This is a genomic window from Lacimonas salitolerans, from assembly GCF_042677865.1.
Lineage (GTDB): Bacteria > Pseudomonadota > Alphaproteobacteria > Rhodobacterales > Rhodobacteraceae > Lutimaribacter > Lutimaribacter salitolerans.
This window is the reverse complement of sequence record NZ_JBHUDD010000159.1, coordinates 53,633-69,664: the sequence shown is the minus strand read 5'-3', so window position 1 is coordinate 69,664 and position 16,032 is coordinate 53,633. Positions and strand designations below refer to the sequence as shown.

The following is a 16,032-nucleotide window of genomic DNA, read 5'->3' as shown; positions in this document are numbered from 1 at the left end:
GTCTGGAGGGGGGCTTGCGGCCCTCCTCCTCTTTGTTGCGACTATGGCATCTGCCGATGCGCCCGCAGACACGACCTCTGCCGGTGCACTGGTCGCCACGCGAGAGAACGGAACCGAGATTGCGCGCTTTGACGTCCCCGAAGCAACGGGTTGGTGCGTGCTCTGGCATCATTCCGTAAAGGGATTCGAGGTGTCGGACTGCTACGAGAACCGCGGCGGGCGTATGGTGCTGGTGCAATCGCGCCTGCCCGATTTTGCGGCGGGGCTTGATCACATTCCCGGTCGCGGGCGGCAGGTGTCGGACGGCAATGGCGGATACTTCATCCTGGATATCGACGAACCGGTGCCCGGCAATGCCTATGTCCTGCGGCCCGGCGCCGGGCCGGTCGATCATCGGTTGCAGGTCGGGGACAGGGTCGTGTCCCTCTCGGCGGTGGCACCCCGCGAACGGGTGCGGATCACATTGACAAGGAATGAGGACTGATGGTCACGGACACCCAAATTCCCCTCAGCGAGCCGCCTTCGCCGCGGATCGTGTTGCGCGCCATCACTGTCATCGGAATCGCGCTGTCGCTGTTCCAGCTGTATGCGGCGGGCGTGCAGCCCCTTGGCCTGTTCTTTCAGCGCCCCATTCACCTCGGTTTCGTGCTGGTGCTGTGTTTCCTGATCTATCCGGTCTTTGGTCGTCACCGCCCGCGCGGCGTGCTGGGCTGGATCATCGACGGGTCGCTGATCCTGTGCGGGATCGCGGCGGGGGCCTGGGTGCCGCTGAACATCGACATCATCGCCAACCAGATCTTTCCGCGCGACATCGACGTGTGGATGGGGATCATGACGATCCTCGTGGTACTCGAAGGCGCGCGCCGGGCCGTGGGCCTTGGCATGACGATCATCGGCATCGCCTTTCTGGCCTATGCCTTTGCCGGCAATCGCGGGGAACTGCCCTTTCTGACCGACTGGATGCCCGGCATCCTGAACCATCGCGGCTATTCGCTGGAGCGCGTCGCCAGCCAGATGACACTGGGCGCCGAAGGCATCTATGGCATCCCGCTGGGCGTCGCCGCGACCTTTGTGTTCATCTTCGTGCTGTTCGGTGCCTTTCTCGAGGCCACCGGCGCGGGCAAGTTCTTCATCGACCTGGCCTATGCCGCCACGGGTCGGCAGCGCGGTGGCCCGGCCAAGGCGGCGGTGATCGCATCCGCCGGCATGGGGTCGATCTCGGGCTCCGCCATCGCCAACGTGGTGACCACCGGTGCCTTTACCATCCCGCTGATGAAGCGGCTGGGCTATCGGCCCGCGCAGGCCGGCGGGATCGAGGCCGCCGCCTCCACCGGGGGGCAGATCATGCCGCCGCTGATGGGCGCGGGCGCCTTTCTGATGAGCGAGTTCACCCGCATGCCCTATGTGGACATCGTGCTTGTCTCGATCTTTCCGGCGGTGCTGTATTTCGGTGTGGTCTACCTGCTGGTGCATATCGCCGCGGTGAAACAGGGCATGACCGGGCTGGGCAGCGACGAGCTGCCGCGCGTGCGCACGGTCCTGGCCGAGGGCTGGCACTTCCTTGTGCCGCTGGTGGCGCTGATCGCCCTTCTGGTGGCGGGTTATTCGCCGATGCGCGTAGGCTTCTACGCGATCCTGTGCATCATGGCGGCAGCCGCCGCAAAGGCGTTGTGGACATTCGCGGGCACCAAGCCGACGGTTGCGGGCTTTGTCGCGCTGTGCCGTCGCGGGATTGAAATGACCCTGGACGCGCTGGAGCTGGGCGCGCGCAACGCGGTGGCGGTGTCGATGGCCTGCGCCGTGGCGGGCATCATCGTGGGCATCGTCGGCCTGACCGGCCTTGGCCTCAAGTTCTCGGCCATGATGATCGCCTTCTCGGGTGGCAATCTTATCCTCGCCCTGCTTCTGGTGGTGATCGCCAGCCTGATCCTCGGCATGGGGTTGCCAGTCACGGCGGCCTATATCGTGCTGATCATCCTTGTCGGTCCCGCCCTGACCGAGGAGTTCGGCGTGCCGATCCTGATCGCGCATCTGGTGGTGTTCTGGTACTCGCAGGACAGCAACGTGACACCCCCCGTGGCGCTGGCGGGTTTCGCCGGGGCCGCCATTGCCGGGTCGAAACCGATGGAAACCAGCGTTCAGGCGTGGAAATACGCCAAGGGCCTGTATCTCATCCCGCTGTTCATGGTGTTCAACGAAGAGATCATCCTAGGCGGCCCGCTGCCGCTGGTGCTGTGGAGCGGGGCGATCGCCATACTTGGCCTTGTCGCCTTTGCCGCCGTGCTCGAAGGATTCCTGTGGCGGCCGATGCAGATCTGGATGCGGGTGCTGCTGCTGCCGGGCGTCGTCGCTCTGTTCTGGCCGGACATCGGGGTGGAAATCGTCGGCGCGGTGCTGATCGTGGCTCTGCTTGGGTTCAACTGGCTGCAGGCCCGTCGCGACGCAGAGGCCCCCCGGCAGTCGGGTCAAGCGAGCCAGCGCCAGCACCCCTGATGGCCGGATGCCGCGGAACGCAGTGACCGGGACTGCGTTTGCGAACTGATGCCACGGGCACCTCCGGTGCCCGTGTTTCGCAGACACGACGACATGGGCGACACCTGGCAAAGGCCAGGCCCGTGCCTGTCGTCATCGGGTCGTCGACAGGTGGCACGCGGCCAATAGGCGAGCCACTTGGCGACCAGGCCCCGCAGCACCACGTCCCTGGTTCGAAGAGCCACACCCATTGCAATGCAGTTTATTGTTGCAAACGATTATCATTCGCATAGGTCTATCACCAGATGCATACCGAATCATGGAGCAACCCGATGACGACTGCCCGACTGACCGCACCGCTTCTGGCGGCCGCCGCGGCCATCACCCTGGCCACGCCGACCCTTGCACAGGACAGGCCGCTGAACGTGCTGACAACGGTTGCGATGATCTCGGACGTTGCCGCCAACGTGGCGGGCGACTGCGCCGAGGTGACATCGCTGCTGGGGGCGGGCAGCGACCCGCACCTGTATCGCCCGACCGCGTCTGACGTGACCAAGCTCGCCAGCGCCGATCTGATCTTCTACGTCGACCCCGCTCTCGAGGCGCGTCTGGCCGAGGTGCTTGCCGGCTTTTCCGACCGCACGCCTACGATCGGGCTGGCGCGGGCCACATTCGATACGGACGCCCTGATCGACGATCAGCAAGAGGCCGGGCAGATCGACCCGCACCTGTGGATGGATGTCAGCCGCTGGGCGCGCATCGCCCCGGTGATCGCGGATGCCATCGCCGAACAGCGCCCCGATTGCGCCGGGGACATGGCCGCGAATGTCGAAAACTACACGGCCCGGCTGAATGCGCTGCATGGCTGGATCGGTCAGGCCATCGCGTCCATCCCCGAAGGGCAGCGCCTGCTGGTCACCGCCCATGACGCGTTCGAATACTACTCTGCCGCCTATGGCATCGAAGCATCCGAAGCGATCGAGGGCATCAGCACCGAATCCGAGGCCAGCATCGGCGATATCCGCAAGGTCGCGGCCTTCGTGGTTGACAGCAGGGTGCCCGCGGTCTTTGTCGAAAGCACGGTCAACCCGCGCACCATCGAGGCGCTGGTGGCCGAGGTCCGCAATCAGGGCCACGAGGTCGTGGTCGGCGGCGAGCTGTTCTCGGACGCGATGGGAGATGACGGCACACCCGAGGGCACCTATATCGGTATGATGCGCGCCAACACGGTCACGATCACCCGGGCGCTTGGCGGCACTCTGCCCGACTGGCCCGAGGCTCTGGCTGACTGAGCGTGGGACAGGAAATGACCTGTCTGGCCTGACACGCCTTTCGGACAGCCCGCGGTGCCCGTACCGTCCGGGCGCACGGCCCTTGATGGAGACATGACCCATGCGTGACGACACCCTGCACGAGCCCGAACAGGCGCTGCATGTCGAAGACCTGACCGTCACCTACGGGGCCACGCCCGCGCTGTGGGATATCGACATGGACATCCCGCCCGGCGTGATGTGCGCCATCGTGGGGCCGAACGGGGCAGGGAAATCGACGCTGATCAAGGCCGCGCTGGGGCTGGTGCGGCCCGTCGCCGGGCATGTCCGGTTTCTGGGCAAGCCGGTCGCGCGGATGCGCGGGGAGATCGGCTATGTGCCCCAGCGCCACAGCGTGGACTGGGATTTCCCTACCACGGCCCGCGATGTGGTGGAAATGGGACTGTACCGGCGCGTCGGCTGGCTGCGCCGCCCCGGCAAGGCCGAGCACGCAAAGGCCGTGGCGGCGCTGGCCGAGGTGGGCATGCAGGACTATGCCGACCGCCAGATCAGCCAGTTGTCGGGCGGCCAGCAGCAGCGCGTGTTCATCGCGCGCGCGCTGGTGCAGGACGCGCCCATCCTGATCCTCGACGAACCCATGGCCGGGGTCGATGCCAGCACCGAGGCGGTGATCATCGCCCTGCTCAAGAAGCTGCGCGATCAGGGCAAAACCGTGATCGTGGTGCACCACGACCTGACCACGGTGCAAAGCTACTTCGACTGGCTGGTCATGCTGAACGTGCGCATCATCGCCCAGGGGCCCGTACGCGACACCTACACGGCCGAAAACCTGCGCGCCGCCTATGGCAGGCACCTTGCCATGATCGCGGTCCCGGCCGAGGAAGCCGCACCATGAGCGCGCTGGCCGACCTGCTCTCCAGCGGGATCGTCGTGACGGTCCTGACGGGGGCGGCGATGCTGGGCGCGATCTCCGGCATGCTGGGGGCCTTTGCCGTGCTGCGCCGCCAAAGCCTGCTGGGCGACGCGCTCAGCCATGCGGCGCTGCCGGGTGTGTGTCTTGGGTTCCTGATCGCGGGCGGGCGTGATCTGGGCAGCGTGATGCTGGGGGCCTTTGCCACCGGGGCGCTGGCCGCGCTGGTGATGATGCTGATCGTCCGGCGCACCACGCTCAAGACAGACGCGGCGCTGGGGATCGTGCTCAGCGTGTTCTTTGCCGTGGGCATCGTCCTGCTGACGGTCATCCAGACGCAGGGCGGGGCCGGGAACCTTGGGTTGATGACATTTCTGTTCGGGCAGGCAGCGGCGATCCTGCGCAGCGATCTGTGGATCATGGGCGGCATCGGGCTGGGCGCGCTGGCGCTGGTGCTGGCCTTCTGGAAAGAGTTCAAGCTGGTCAGCTTTGACGCCGATTTCGCCCGCGCACAGGGCTTTCCGGTGACCCTGCTCGAGGCGGGGCTGACCGTGATGGTCGCGCTGGCAATCGTCGCCGGGCTGCAACTGGTCGGTGTGGTGCTGATGGTCGCGCTGCTGATTGCGCCGGCGGCGGCGGCGCGGCAATGGACCAACGCGCTGGGGCCGATGGTGCTTTTGTCCGCAACCATCGGCGCGGCCTCGGGGGCAGGGGGCGCGCTGGTCAGCGCAACCACACGCGGCCTTGCGACCGGCCCGGTGGTCGTGCTGATCGCGACCGGCGCGGTGCTGGTGTCACTGTTGATCGCCCCCGGTCGCGGGCTGGTGTGGCAGGCCCTTGCCGCCCGGCAGGCCCGTGCGCGGATCAGCGACGGGCGTGTGCTTGCGACCCTTCGGGGCTTTGCGCAGGCGCATGACGACGCCGGCTACCCGGCCGAGCGCGGCATGCTGCAAACCGCGCTCGGGGCCGCCCCGCCGGGCACGCGCATCGCCTCGCTGGAACGGCGCGGCCTGATCCGGTCGGTCACCCACCCCCCCGAAACCACCCCGCATTGGGAACTGACGCAGGCCGGTCATGCCGAGGCCGAGTCGCTGGCCGGTCAGCCGGACGGCCCGGAGCAGGAGCGCGAGCCATGAGCGCCGCCTTCTTCGGCTCGATACCGGCGATGATCGTGCTGAGCGGTATTCTGGTTGGCATCTCCGCCGCGCTGCTGGGCTCTTTCCTCGTCCTGCGCGGCAATGCCATGCTGACCGACGCCATCAGCCACTCCATCGTCTTCGGCATCATCGTGGTCTGGCTGCTGACCGGCCATGTCTCCGGCCCGGTGCAGGTGCTGGGCGCAGCCATGACCGGCGTGCTGACCGTGGTGCTGTCCGAACTTCTGGCCCGGTCGCGGCTGGTCAAGATGGACGCCGCCATCGGTCTGGTGTTTCCCGCGCTGTTCGCCGCCGGTGTCATCCTGATCTCGATGAACGCGCGCGACGTGCATATCGACGTCGACACCGTGCTGCTGGGCGAGATCGGCTTTGTCTGGTTGAACACCGTCACCATCCTGGGCACGGCGGTGCCGGTCGCGGTGGTGACGCTGGCGGTCGTGCTGGCGGTCAACTTGGTCTTCGTGCTGGCGCTGTGGAAAGAGCTCAAGCTTGCCACCTTCGATCCGGGTCTTGCGGCGGCGCTGGGTTTCCTGCCCGGCGTGCTGCACTATGCGATCCTGACCCTGACCAGCGTCACCGCGGTTGCCGCGTTTGATGCGGTGGGGGCGATCCTGTTCATCGCCTTCGTCATCGTGCCACCCGCCACCGCCTACCTGCTGACGCGCCGGTTGTGGCTGATGGTGGTGCTGGCGGTCGCGCTGTCGGTCGCGGCCTGCGTGACGGGTTATTTTCTGGCCGTGCGCTGGAACGTCTCGATCGGCGGCATGATGGCCAGCATGACAGGCGTCTGGTTTGCGCTGGCGCTGCTGTTCGCGCCGCACCGGGGTCTGATCGCGCAGGCCCTGCGCTGGCGCACCGAACGGCTGGATCATGACTGCCGCGCGCTGGTGGCGCATCTGTTCACCCATCAGGGCACCCCCGCCATGCCCGAGGAAAACACGCTGCGCGCGCTCGTCAGCCATCTGCGCTGGTCCGAGCCGCGCGCCCGGGCAGCCGTGCTGCGCGCCCATGACCGCGACCTGATCGAGCGTCACGAGGGTCTGCTGATCCTTCGCCCCAAGGGAACCGCCGTGGTCGAGGCCATCTTTGGCCGCCACGATCGCTAAGGCCCGGCACGCGATCTGCCGATTTCCCTTACCTCCCGCGCAATCGCGTGATCGCTGCCATGTGTGGTTGTTAAGGCCTGCGGAACTGGTGCACACAAGGGCATGGAAACCGCACGCTTCGCCTTTGATCCCTACCACATCCTGCTGGTCGCCCTGGGTGCAAGCCTTCTGGTGTCCTACTGGCTGCCGCATCTCATCGTCCGGCGCCCCCCGGCGGCGACGGCGCTGCTCATGGCCTGCGGGATGGCCGGATCGCTGCTGTTTCCGGGTCTGGTTTCGGGCATAGACCCGACCCAGAACCCGGGCATTTGGGAGATTTCGGCCGAGCTTGTCGTCATCATCGTGCTGTTCGGCACCGGGCTGCGGATCGACAATCTGGGGGGCTGGCGGCTTTGGGCACCGACGGTCAGGCTGCTGGTCATCACCATGCCCCTGACCATCGCCGCGGTCGCGCTGCTTGGCTGGGGACTGGCCGGGTTGACCCTGGGCGGCGCGGTCCTGCTGGGGGCGGTGCTGGCCCCGACCGACCCGGTTCTTGCCGACGATCTTCAGGTCGGCCCGCCGCTCGAGGGCAAAGAGCATCCCGTCCGCTTTGCGCTGACCACCGAGGCCGGGTTGAACGACGGCCTTGCCTTTCCGTTCGTCTATCTTGCGTTGCACATCGCCGCGCAGGGGGCGGACCCGTCCGGTTGGCTTGTGGAATGGCTGGCATGGGACGTGCTGTACCGCATCGGGGTCGGCACCGTGATGGGTATCGGCATCGGCTGGCTGCTGGGGCGCATCCTGTCGATGCCCGCCTGGGACACGGTCACGGCCTCGGGGCCCGGCGTGCTGGTTCTGGCCGGGGTGTTCCTTGCCTACGGGCTTGTCGAATTGGCCGAAGGCTACGGCTTCATCGCCGCTTTCGTCGCGGGGCTGCTGTGTCGCAGGAACGAGGTCGAACACCGGTTCCACCGGCAACTGCATTCCTTTGCCACCTCGATCGAGCACGCCATCACCGCGATCCTTCTGGTCCTTCTGGGCAGTGTCATGCCAACGCTCTGGCCCTATCTTGACTGGTCGCTCACGCTGATCGGTTTCGGCCTGATCCTCGTGGTCCGGCCCATCGCCGGAATGCTGGGGATGTGGGGGTCGCCACTGAACCTCAGATCCCGGGCCGTCGTGGCGGTCTATGGCGTCCGCGGGATCGGGTCGGTGTACTATCTGGCCTATGCCGCCACGCATATCGAGTTCATCGACGAAGGCCAGCTTTGGGCTGTGGTGGCCTTCACCATCTTTGCCTCGACAGTCATTCACGGCCTGACGGCGGGTGCGACCGTCGCGGTGCTGGACCGCGACGCGGAGGACGGCGAGTCCATCCAGCCCGACGACAGCGCAGAGGCACCGAGAAGCAGCTGATCGCGACCGCCGTCATCCTCATCCGGCCCGACGCGGGGCCGTGCGCGCGTATGCACGGGATGTGCATGCCATGTGCATGCAAATCACAGGCCGTTTTCGGGCTGGATCAGACCTCCAGCCACTCCTTGCGCACATCCTCGCGATCACGGAAGTCGGCCGGCGTGCCGCCCCAGACGATCTCGCCATGACCCATGACATAGACCCGGTTGGCGATCCGCAGGGCGATCGACAGCTTCTGCTCGACCAGCAGGATGGACACGCCGGTCTTGGCGATTTCGGCGATCATGTCGCCGATCTGCTGCACGATCTTGGGGGCCAGACCTTCCGTTGGTTCGTCGATGATGATCAGGTCGGGATCGCCCATCAGCGTGCGGCACATGGTCAGCATCTGCTTTTCCCCGCCTGACAGAACCCCCGCCAGATTGTCGGCCCGCGCCCGCAGGTTGGGGAACATGTCCAGCATCTGATCGACCGTGTACTTGCCGTGCCTACGCATGTCCTTGATCCCCAGGATCAGGTTGTTGCGCACCGACATCATCGGAAAGATGTCCCTGCTTTCAGGAACATAGCCCAGTCCCATCCGGGCGATCCTGTGGCTTTCCAGCCCTGCGATGGGCTGACCCTTGAAATGGATCTCGCCACGCGGCCGGACCTCGCCCATGATCGCCTTGGCGGTCGTGGACCGGCCCACGCCGTTGCGGCCCAGCAGGGCGATTACCTCGCCCGGCATGATCTCGAGGTTGACGCCCTGCAACACATGCGACTTGCCGTAATAGGCGTGCAGGTCGCGCACCTTCAGCATCGGTTCGGTCATGCCACGCCCTCCTGCTCGTCGTCGGCCTCTTCGCCCAGATAGGCCTCACGCACCTTGGGGTCGCCGCGTATCTCGGATGGGGCGCCGGTGGCGATGATCTCGCCATAGACCAGCACGCTGATCCGGTCGGCCATGTTGAACACCACGCCCATGTCATGCTCGACGATGATCAGCGTCTTGCCCTCGGTCGCCATGCGGATCAGGGCCACCGCGCGATCAGTCTCGGAATGGCTCATGCCGGCCGTCGGCTCGTCAAGCAGGATCACGTCGGCGCCACCGGCAATGGTGATCGCGATCTCAAGCGTGCGCTGATCTGCATAAGGCAACAGCGAGGCGGGCAGGTTGGCCTTGTCCAGCAGGCCCACGCTTTCCAGTATCTCGCCGGTCTTGCGCTGCACATCGCGCAGGTTGCCGATGTTGCGCCAGAAGCTGTAGCCGTAACCAAGCGAATGCAGAACGCCGCAACGCACGTTTTCGCGCACCGTCATGTTGGCAAAGATGTTCGACACCTGAAACGACCGGCTAAGTCCCATGCGGTTGATCGCAAAGGGTTTCATCCCGGCAATCTCCTGCCCGTTCAGCTTTACGCTGCCCGACGAGGGCGTGTAGAGGCCGGATATCAGGTTGAACAGCGTCGATTTCCCGGCCCCGTTCGGACCGATGATGGCGTGTCGTTCTCCCGGCGCGATATCCAGATCGACACCGCAGATGATTTCCGCCGGGCCGAAGTTCTTTTTCAGCCGCGACAGGGACAGGGCCATGGCCGTCATGCGCCGCCCTCCTCTCTGGATTGGACAAAGGCGCGGCGCAACAGGGTGATGCCCGCCCCGATCAGAACGACGATCAGCACCCAGGCCAGCGGGCTGGCCATGGTCAGCTCCACGCCGAAGGGTTCGAACACCTCGCCATAACCGTTGGACCAGCGCACCGCGGTTTCGATCAGCACGATCAGGCCAAGGAAGGTCAGAACCGCGCCCAAGACCGCCGTCCACCACTGCGTGACCAGCCCCACCGGGTCTTCGCGCAGACCGTGCCACGTGCCGAACAGGATACCGGCCAGCCCGCTGGGCGCATACATGATGATGCCCATGAACAGGATGCCAAGATACAGCAGCCAGGCTTCGGAGTAATCCGACAGGTTCGACTGCATGTAGGTCAGTACGACGGCCCCGATCACCGGCCCGGCGAAATGCTTGATCCCGCCGATATAGGCCATCAGCAGCACAAAGCCCGACGGGATCAGCGACACCGCCTCGGGGGTGAAGATCTCGAAGTTGACGGCGGACATGCCACCGGCCAGCCCGGCGAAACCTCCGGCAAAGATGAACACCAGATAGCGCACGCGCTGCGGATCATAGCCCACGAACTGCACCCGCTCGGGGTTGTCGCGCGTGGCCTCGGACAGCTTGCCAAGCGGCGTGCGGGTAAAGGCATAGATGCCCGCGGTGCCCACAACCGTCCAGAAGGCAACGAACCAGTAGACATCGCTGACCGGCCCCATCGACAGGCCGAACAGTTCAGGCCCGTTCATCCGGTCGCCCGAAATCCCTTCTTCACCGCCAAAGACCGATCCGAACATGAAGCCCGCCGCGGCGATCAGCTCGGCCACGCCAAGCGAGATCATGGCAAAGGGCACGCCCGCACGGCGGCACGACGGCCAGCCGATCACGGCCCCGGCCAGCGCGCCGCCGGCAAAGCCGATTACCGGCAGGAAGAACACCGGATAGCTGGTCCAGAACCCGACCTCGGCGTTCTCGATCGCGCGCATGGCGTGCACGGCGGCATAGCCGCCAAGGCCGAAATACACCGCATGGCCAAACGACAGCATTCCGCCGCGCCCCAAGAGCATGTTGTAGCTGAGCGCGAAAACGATGTTGATGCCGGTCACGCTGAGCAGCGAATACATCGTCCGCGACGGGCCGAAGAACGGGATCACGGCCACGACAACGGCCAGCACGATCAGCGGTAGAACGCGCTGGCGGAACTTTTCCGCGCTGGACGGGGTCAGCGCCTCCATCCGGGTGGTGATTGCGTCGGTCATAGTTCACGATCTCCCATCAGACCGGTGGGGCGCACCATCAGGATCAGCACAAGCAGCAGGAACGGCAGCATCGGTGCCAGCGAGGCGACGGTGATGCTGCCCACCTCGGATGTGGGTGTCAGGCCCAGCCACCAGAACATGTCCGAGAATGTCGCATCGACGGCCACGGCAAAGGTCTGCAACAGGCCCAGCAACATGGCGGCGATAAAGGCCCCCATCAGGCTGCCCAGTCCGCCGACCACGACGACGACGAAAACGATCGGCCCCATCTGCACCGCCATCGCTGGATCGGTGACCAGATAGTTGCCTCCGATCACCCCGGCCAGACCCGCCAGGGCACAGCCGACGCCGAACACGGTCATGAAGATGACCGGCACGTTATGGCCCAGATGGCCCACCATGTGCGGATGGCTCAGCGCCGCCTGGATGATCAGACCCGCGCGGGTGCGGTTGAGGATGTACCACAGCACCGCCAGCATGAAGATCGCGATGAAGAGGATGAAAATGCGATAGGCCGGGTATTGCGCGCCATAGAGCGTGAACAAGGGGAAATCCAGCAGCTCGGGAACACGGTAATCGACCGCGGTCTTGCCATACAGGATCTTGACCACCTCATCGATGATATAGGCCAGCCCGAAGGTGAACAGCAGTTCCGCCACATGGCCGTGCACGTGCACGGTGCGCAGGCCATAGCGTTCGACCGCCATGCCCAGCACCCCGACAAGGATCGGCGCCAGGATCAACGCCAGCCAGAAACTGGTGCTGCCCGAGATCGTATAGGCGAAATAGGCCCCCAGCATGTAGAAACTGGCGTGGGCAAAGTTCAGCACGCCCATCATGCTGAAGATCAGGGTCAGGCCGCTGGACAGCATGAACAGCAACAGGCCGTAGATCACCCCGTTCAGGAGCGAGAAGACAATCGTTTCCATGGAACCCTCTTGCGAAACGGATGCCGCGCACTTGGGCGCGGCATCCTATTTCATTGATGCGACGCCTGGTTACCTCTCAGGGCGTTCCATCTGGCACGTGGTCTCGGCGCGAGTCGCCTCGGCCTCGATCCGCTCGTCCGGACCCGAGGTCCAGCCAAGCGGCAAGTCCTCGACACCGCGCTCGACGTCCTTGGTGAAGGTGGCCAGGAACATCGGCTGCAACGCTTGATGGTTGTCTTCGCGCATGGTCACGGTGCCATACGGCCCTTCGAATTCCATCCCCGACAGGGCAAAGGCGATATCGACCGGATCGTTGCTGCCCGCCTGTTCGGCTGCGGCATCCAGCATGAAGACCGCATTGTGAACGCGCTGGTAATAGTAGTCGTTCGACGAATACTTTTCCTCGAACGCGTCGATATACGCTGCGTGCTCATCCGACATCGGCAGGTTCGTGTGGCCTTCGACGATGGCCTTGACCTTGCCCACTGCGGCCTCGCCCATGGCGGTGGCCGCGCCGACCGATCCGCCGTAATAGGTCAGGATCGGCTTGTCCCAGCCCGCATCGATCGCGGCCTTGACCAGCAGCACCATGTCCGAGCCCCAGTTGCCGGTGATGATCACATCCGCGTCCGAGCTGATGATCTTCTGCACATAGGGGGTGAAGTCCTTGACCTTGGCCAGGGGGTGCAGCTCGTTGCCGACGATTTCGATATCGGGGCGTTTTTCGGTGATGAACCGCTCTGCCGCCGCGCCGACGGCCTGACCAAAGCTGTAGTCCTGACCGATGATATAGGCTTTTTTGATATCATCCTGGGCGGCCAGCCAGTCGGTGATGGCGTCCATCTTCATGTCGGCATCCGCGTCAAAACGGAAATGCCAGAAGCTGCAGCGATCATTGGTGAACACGGGGTCGACCGCGGCGTAGTTGAGGAACAGCACCTCTTCGCCGGGGTTGCGCTCGTTGTGCTTTTCCACCGCATCGATCAGCGCCGAAGCCACGGACGAGCCGTTGCCCTGTGCGATGAACCGATACCCCTGGTCGAGGGCCTTTTGAAATTGCACCAGCGATTCCTTGGGGTTCACCTTGTTGTCGAACCCTGTGACCTCGACCATGGCACCGTTGATGCCGCCATTGGCGTTGACATGTTCGGCGGCGAACATGAATTCTTTCAGCCCCTGGTCGCCGGTCGGTCCCATCGGCCCCGACAGCGGGTCGATGTAGGCGATCTTGATTGCGTCCTGCGCCGATGCACCCATCGCCGCAAAAGCCATCGCAGCCGCCAAAGCGGCAGATGTCATGAATTTCATTATTTCCTCCCTTTGCGAAAGGCACCCTCCTCCGGCACCTTTCTTGACTGGGATGAAAAGGTGATCCGGCCCGCTTGTCAAGAAATGCGTGAAATTAGTTTCTGCATGGCGAAATGCGCCTGTTTTCAGAGGGGTTGGGCCAGCCGCCAGCTGGCCTAGATAATCGCGTGGCGCATCCGGGCCGATACCCACTCGCTCAACACCACGGTGGCCAGAATCAGCAGCAGGATCACGGTCACCTGGCTCCAGGCCAGAACGTTCAGCGACGCCTGCAGTTTCAGCCCGATACCACCCGCACCGACAAGGCCCAGAATGGTGCTTTCGCGGATGTTGATGTCCCAGCGAAAGACCGAAATTCCCCAGAATGCGGGCATGATCTGCGGCACGATGCCATAGCTCAGCACCTGCGCGCCGCTGGCCCCGGTGGCGGCGACCGCCTCGATCTGGCGGGCGTCGGTTTCCTCGATCGCCTCGTACAGCAGCTTGCCGACAAAACCGATGGAGCGCAGGGCGATGGCCACGATCCCGGCCAGCAGACCGGGGCCGATGATCGCCACCAGCAAAAGCGCCCAGATCAGCGAGTTGATCGAGCGGGATGCCACGATGATGAACAATGCGATGGGCCGCAGGATCGTGGCCGAGGGCGTGGTGTTGCGTGCCGCCATGAAGGCCACGGGCACCGCCATGATCACACCGCCGATGGTGCCCAGCGTGGCGATGTTGATCGTGTCCCACAGCGGCACCATGAGTTCGGGCAGGTATCCCCAGGCCGGGGGCACCATCCGCCCGCCGATGTCGGCGGCCTGTGTCGGCGCGCTTTGCACGAAGAACCAGATCGTGTCCTTGGTCATGATCTGCCAGCACCAGACGAACAGCGCCACCAGCGCCAGCCATCCGCCCCACAGCAACAGCCGCGCGCGCGGGGTGCGATAGGTCCAGATCTGGGTGTGATGGGGCATATCGCTCATTGCAGGAACTTTCGCAGATAGCTGGAACCGTATTCGGCGACCATCACGATCAGGATGATGATCAGCAGGATCGCGCCCGCGCTGTCGTATTCATACCGGTCGATGGCGGTGTTCAGCGTGGCTCCGATGCCGCCCGCACCGACGATACCGATCACCGCGCTTTCGCGGAAGTTGATGTCAAGGCGGTACAGCGACAGGCCGATCAGCCGTGGCATGACCTGCGGCTGCACCGCATAATTCACCACCTGCCACCACGAGGCGCCGGTGGCACGGATTGCCTCGGCCTGACCTTCGTTGATCTCTTCGATGTCATCGGCCAGCAGCTTGGCAATGAACCCGATGGTGGCAAAGGACAGCGTCAGAAACCCCGCAAAGGGGCCGAAACCGAACATCGCCACAAGGAAGATCGCGATGATGATTTCCTGCAAGGCACGGCTGACCGCGATGATGCTGCGGCAGATGTAATAGATCCAGCGCGGTGCAAGGTTGCGCGCGGCCCCGATCCCGATGGGCACCGAGATGGCGACACCGACCACGGTCGAGGTCAGCGTCATGGTCAGGCTTTCGATCAGCCCCTGGCGGATATCTGTCCAGCGGCTGGTGAAATCGGGTTGCAGAAACCCAAGGATGAAGCGCTGTCCGCGTTCCAGCCCCTCGTAGACACGGGTCCAGTTCACATCGACGGTGCCCATGGCCAGGATCAGGTAGACCACCATGCCCACCTGCAAGGCCAGCCGCCAGCGACGGTCCTTGACGATTTGCGGCGGGCGACGCCACGTTGTGGGGTAGGCGGGCGCGGTCATTGTGCCAGCGCCGCCATGCGGTCGCGCGCATCGGCCTCGGCGGTGGCCTGTTCTTCGTCACCCTTGCGCATGGCGTTCCAGTCTTCCTCGCCATAGATCGTGGTCAGCGCGTCCTGCGTCAGGTGTTCGGGCGGGCCGTCGAACACCACGCGCCCGGCGCGCAAACCGACGATGCGCTGCATGAACTGCTGGGCCAGCGGCACGTCATGGATGTTGACGATGGCGGGCAGGCCGCTTTCGGCGCAGATTTCCACCAGCAGGCGCATGATCTGGCGGCTTGTCTTGGGGTCAAGGCTGGCCGTGGGTTCATCGACCAGCAGCAATTCGGGGTCCTGGGCCAGTGCCCGCGCGATGCCGACACGCTGCCGTTGACCGCCCGACAGCGCATCGGCGCGCTTGTCGGCATGTTCCATCAACCCCACGCGATCCAGCAGTTGATAGGCACGCTGGATGTCGTCGGCGGGGAACTTGCGCATGAAGCTGCGCCAGAACGGCACATAGCCCAGCCGCCCTGACAGCACGTTTTCCATCACGGTCAGACGCTCGACCAGCGCGTATTCCTGAAAGATCATGCCGATGCGGCGGCGCTGGCGGCGCAGATCGCCCTTGCCCAGCTTTGCCAGATCCACGTCGCCCAGCATGACCTTGCCGGCGGTGGGTTCCACCAGCCGGTTGATGCAGCGGATCAGCGTCGATTTCCCGGCCCCCGACGGCCCGATCAGCCCCATGATCTGCCCCTTGGGCACCTCCAGCGTCACGTCCGCCAGTGCGGTGTCGCCGGTCTTGTAGGTCTTGGAAAGCCCTTCGAGTCTGAGCATGCGGCCGCCTTTTTCACAAAAGCGAACGGGCGGTCTC

Annotated in this window: 15 protein-coding genes; 7 read left to right on the top strand and 8 right to left on the bottom strand. The window is 64.7% G+C overall.

Going from position 1 to position 16,032, the window contains the following annotated elements; translation table 11 throughout:
* The first annotated feature begins 43 nt into the window (after window positions 1-43).
* The 7 genes from ACFTOW_RS19320 (at window position 44) to ACFTOW_RS19290 (ending at window position 8,314) form a co-directional block, all read left to right on the top strand.
* On the top strand, window positions 44-484 hold the full coding sequence (locus ACFTOW_RS19320; RefSeq protein WP_379918837.1) for a DUF1850 domain-containing protein: 441 nt from the start codon (window positions 44-46) through the stop codon (window positions 482-484).
* The gene (locus ACFTOW_RS19315) at window positions 484-2,493 is read left to right on the top strand and encodes a TRAP transporter permease (RefSeq protein ID WP_379918835.1); all 2,010 of its coding nucleotides are present in this window, start codon (window positions 484-486) and stop codon (window positions 2,491-2,493) included. The genes ACFTOW_RS19320 and ACFTOW_RS19315 overlap by 1 nt, the downstream gene beginning before the upstream one ends.
* A gap of 311 nt (window positions 2,494-2,804) precedes the next feature.
* Window positions 2,805-3,764: a metal ABC transporter solute-binding protein, Zn/Mn family gene (locus ACFTOW_RS19310; RefSeq protein WP_379918833.1), complete on the top strand. Its 960-nt coding sequence runs from the start codon at window positions 2,805-2,807 to the stop codon at window positions 3,762-3,764.
* 100 nt (window positions 3,765-3,864) lie between these two features.
* Complete coding sequence (locus ACFTOW_RS19305) at window positions 3,865-4,638, top strand: metal ABC transporter ATP-binding protein (protein WP_379918831.1); 774 nt, start codon at window positions 3,865-3,867, stop codon at window positions 4,636-4,638.
* Entirely contained in the window at window positions 4,635-5,789 is a 1,155-nt protein-coding gene (locus tag ACFTOW_RS19300) for a metal ABC transporter permease (protein ID WP_379918829.1), read from the top strand. Before ACFTOW_RS19305 ends, ACFTOW_RS19300 begins: the two co-directional genes overlap by 4 nt.
* Window positions 5,786-6,916 carry a metal ABC transporter permease gene (locus ACFTOW_RS19295; protein WP_379918827.1) on the top strand — a complete coding sequence of 377 codons (1,131 nt, stop codon included), beginning with the start codon at window positions 5,786-5,788 and terminating at the stop codon, window positions 6,914-6,916. The genes ACFTOW_RS19300 and ACFTOW_RS19295 overlap by 4 nt, the downstream gene beginning before the upstream one ends.
* A 102-nt stretch (window positions 6,917-7,018) precedes the next feature.
* A complete protein-coding gene (locus ACFTOW_RS19290) occupies window positions 7,019-8,314 on the top strand; it encodes a cation:proton antiporter (RefSeq protein ID WP_379918825.1) in 1,296 nt (431 codons plus the stop codon).
* 106 nt (window positions 8,315-8,420) lie between these two features.
* Here ACFTOW_RS19290 and ACFTOW_RS19285 read toward each other — a convergent pair whose 3' ends face one another.
* From ACFTOW_RS19285 to phnC, 8 genes are all read right to left on the bottom strand, one after another.
* On the bottom strand, window positions 8,421-9,128 hold the full coding sequence (locus ACFTOW_RS19285; RefSeq protein WP_379918823.1) for an ABC transporter ATP-binding protein: 708 nt from the start codon (window positions 9,126-9,128) through the stop codon (window positions 8,421-8,423).
* On the bottom strand, window positions 9,125-9,898 hold the full coding sequence (locus ACFTOW_RS19280; RefSeq protein WP_379918821.1) for an ABC transporter ATP-binding protein: 774 nt from the start codon (window positions 9,896-9,898) through the stop codon (window positions 9,125-9,127). The genes ACFTOW_RS19285 and ACFTOW_RS19280 overlap by 4 nt, the downstream gene beginning before the upstream one ends.
* Entirely contained in the window at window positions 9,895-11,169 is a 1,275-nt protein-coding gene (locus ACFTOW_RS19275) for a branched-chain amino acid ABC transporter permease (RefSeq protein WP_379918820.1), read from the bottom strand. The genes ACFTOW_RS19280 and ACFTOW_RS19275 overlap by 4 nt, the downstream gene beginning before the upstream one ends.
* The gene (locus ACFTOW_RS19270; RefSeq protein ID WP_379918818.1) at window positions 11,166-12,098 is read right to left on the bottom strand and encodes a branched-chain amino acid ABC transporter permease; all 933 of its coding nucleotides are present in this window, start codon (window positions 12,096-12,098) and stop codon (window positions 11,166-11,168) included. Before ACFTOW_RS19270 ends, ACFTOW_RS19275 begins: the two co-directional genes overlap by 4 nt.
* A gap of 69 nt (window positions 12,099-12,167) precedes the next feature.
* A complete protein-coding gene (locus ACFTOW_RS19265; protein WP_379918815.1) occupies window positions 12,168-13,406 on the bottom strand; it encodes a branched-chain amino acid ABC transporter substrate-binding protein in 1,239 nt (412 codons plus the stop codon).
* A gap of 155 nt (window positions 13,407-13,561) precedes the next feature.
* The gene (gene phnE, locus ACFTOW_RS19260) at window positions 13,562-14,374 is read right to left on the bottom strand and encodes a phosphonate ABC transporter, permease protein PhnE (RefSeq protein ID WP_379918813.1); all 813 of its coding nucleotides are present in this window, start codon (window positions 14,372-14,374) and stop codon (window positions 13,562-13,564) included.
* Window positions 14,371-15,177, bottom strand: a complete 807-nt coding sequence (gene phnE / locus ACFTOW_RS19255; RefSeq protein ID WP_379918811.1) for a phosphonate ABC transporter, permease protein PhnE — start codon at window positions 15,175-15,177, stop codon at window positions 14,371-14,373. Before phnE (ACFTOW_RS19255) ends, phnE (ACFTOW_RS19260) begins: the two co-directional genes overlap by 4 nt.
* Window positions 15,174-15,995 (bottom strand): phosphonate ABC transporter ATP-binding protein, encoded by an 822-nt coding sequence (gene phnC, locus ACFTOW_RS19250; RefSeq protein WP_379918809.1) that lies wholly within the window; start codon window positions 15,993-15,995, stop codon window positions 15,174-15,176. Before phnC ends, phnE (ACFTOW_RS19255) begins: the two co-directional genes overlap by 4 nt.
* Window positions 15,996-16,032: the final 37 nt, after the last annotated feature.

Bases quoted from the DNA above. Each gene is read 5' to 3' on its own strand.
- ACFTOW_RS19290 (WP_379918825.1), top strand. From the start codon at position 7,019: ATGGAAACCGCACGCTTCGCCTTTGATCCCTACCACATCCTGCTGGTC.
- phnE (WP_379918813.1), bottom strand. From the start codon at position 14,374: ATGAGCGATATGCCCCATCACACCCAGATCTGGACCTATCGCACCCCG.
- ACFTOW_RS19285 (WP_379918823.1), bottom strand. From the start codon at position 9,128: ATGACCGAACCGATGCTGAAGGTGCGCGACCTGCACGCCTATTACGGC.
- ACFTOW_RS19280 (WP_379918821.1), bottom strand. From the start codon at position 9,898: ATGACGGCCATGGCCCTGTCCCTGTCGCGGCTGAAAAAGAACTTCGGC.
- ACFTOW_RS19300 (WP_379918829.1), top strand. From the start codon at position 4,635: ATGAGCGCGCTGGCCGACCTGCTCTCCAGCGGGATCGTCGTGACGGTC.
- ACFTOW_RS19270 (WP_379918818.1), bottom strand. From the start codon at position 12,098: ATGGAAACGATTGTCTTCTCGCTCCTGAACGGGGTGATCTACGGCCTG.
- ACFTOW_RS19275 (WP_379918820.1), bottom strand. From the start codon at position 11,169: ATGACCGACGCAATCACCACCCGGATGGAGGCGCTGACCCCGTCCAGC.
- ACFTOW_RS19315 (WP_379918835.1), top strand. From the start codon at position 484: ATGGTCACGGACACCCAAATTCCCCTCAGCGAGCCGCCTTCGCCGCGG.
- ACFTOW_RS19310 (WP_379918833.1), top strand. From the start codon at position 2,805: ATGACGACTGCCCGACTGACCGCACCGCTTCTGGCGGCCGCCGCGGCC.
- phnE (WP_379918811.1), bottom strand. From the start codon at position 15,177: ATGACCGCGCCCGCCTACCCCACAACGTGGCGTCGCCCGCCGCAAATC.
- phnC (WP_379918809.1), bottom strand. From the start codon at position 15,995: ATGCTCAGACTCGAAGGGCTTTCCAAGACCTACAAGACCGGCGACACC.
- ACFTOW_RS19305 (WP_379918831.1), top strand. From the start codon at position 3,865: ATGCGTGACGACACCCTGCACGAGCCCGAACAGGCGCTGCATGTCGAA.
- ACFTOW_RS19320 (WP_379918837.1), top strand. From the start codon at position 44: ATGGCATCTGCCGATGCGCCCGCAGACACGACCTCTGCCGGTGCACTG.
- ACFTOW_RS19295 (WP_379918827.1), top strand. From the start codon at position 5,786: ATGAGCGCCGCCTTCTTCGGCTCGATACCGGCGATGATCGTGCTGAGC.
- ACFTOW_RS19265 (WP_379918815.1), bottom strand. From the start codon at position 13,406: ATGAAATTCATGACATCTGCCGCTTTGGCGGCTGCGATGGCTTTTGCG.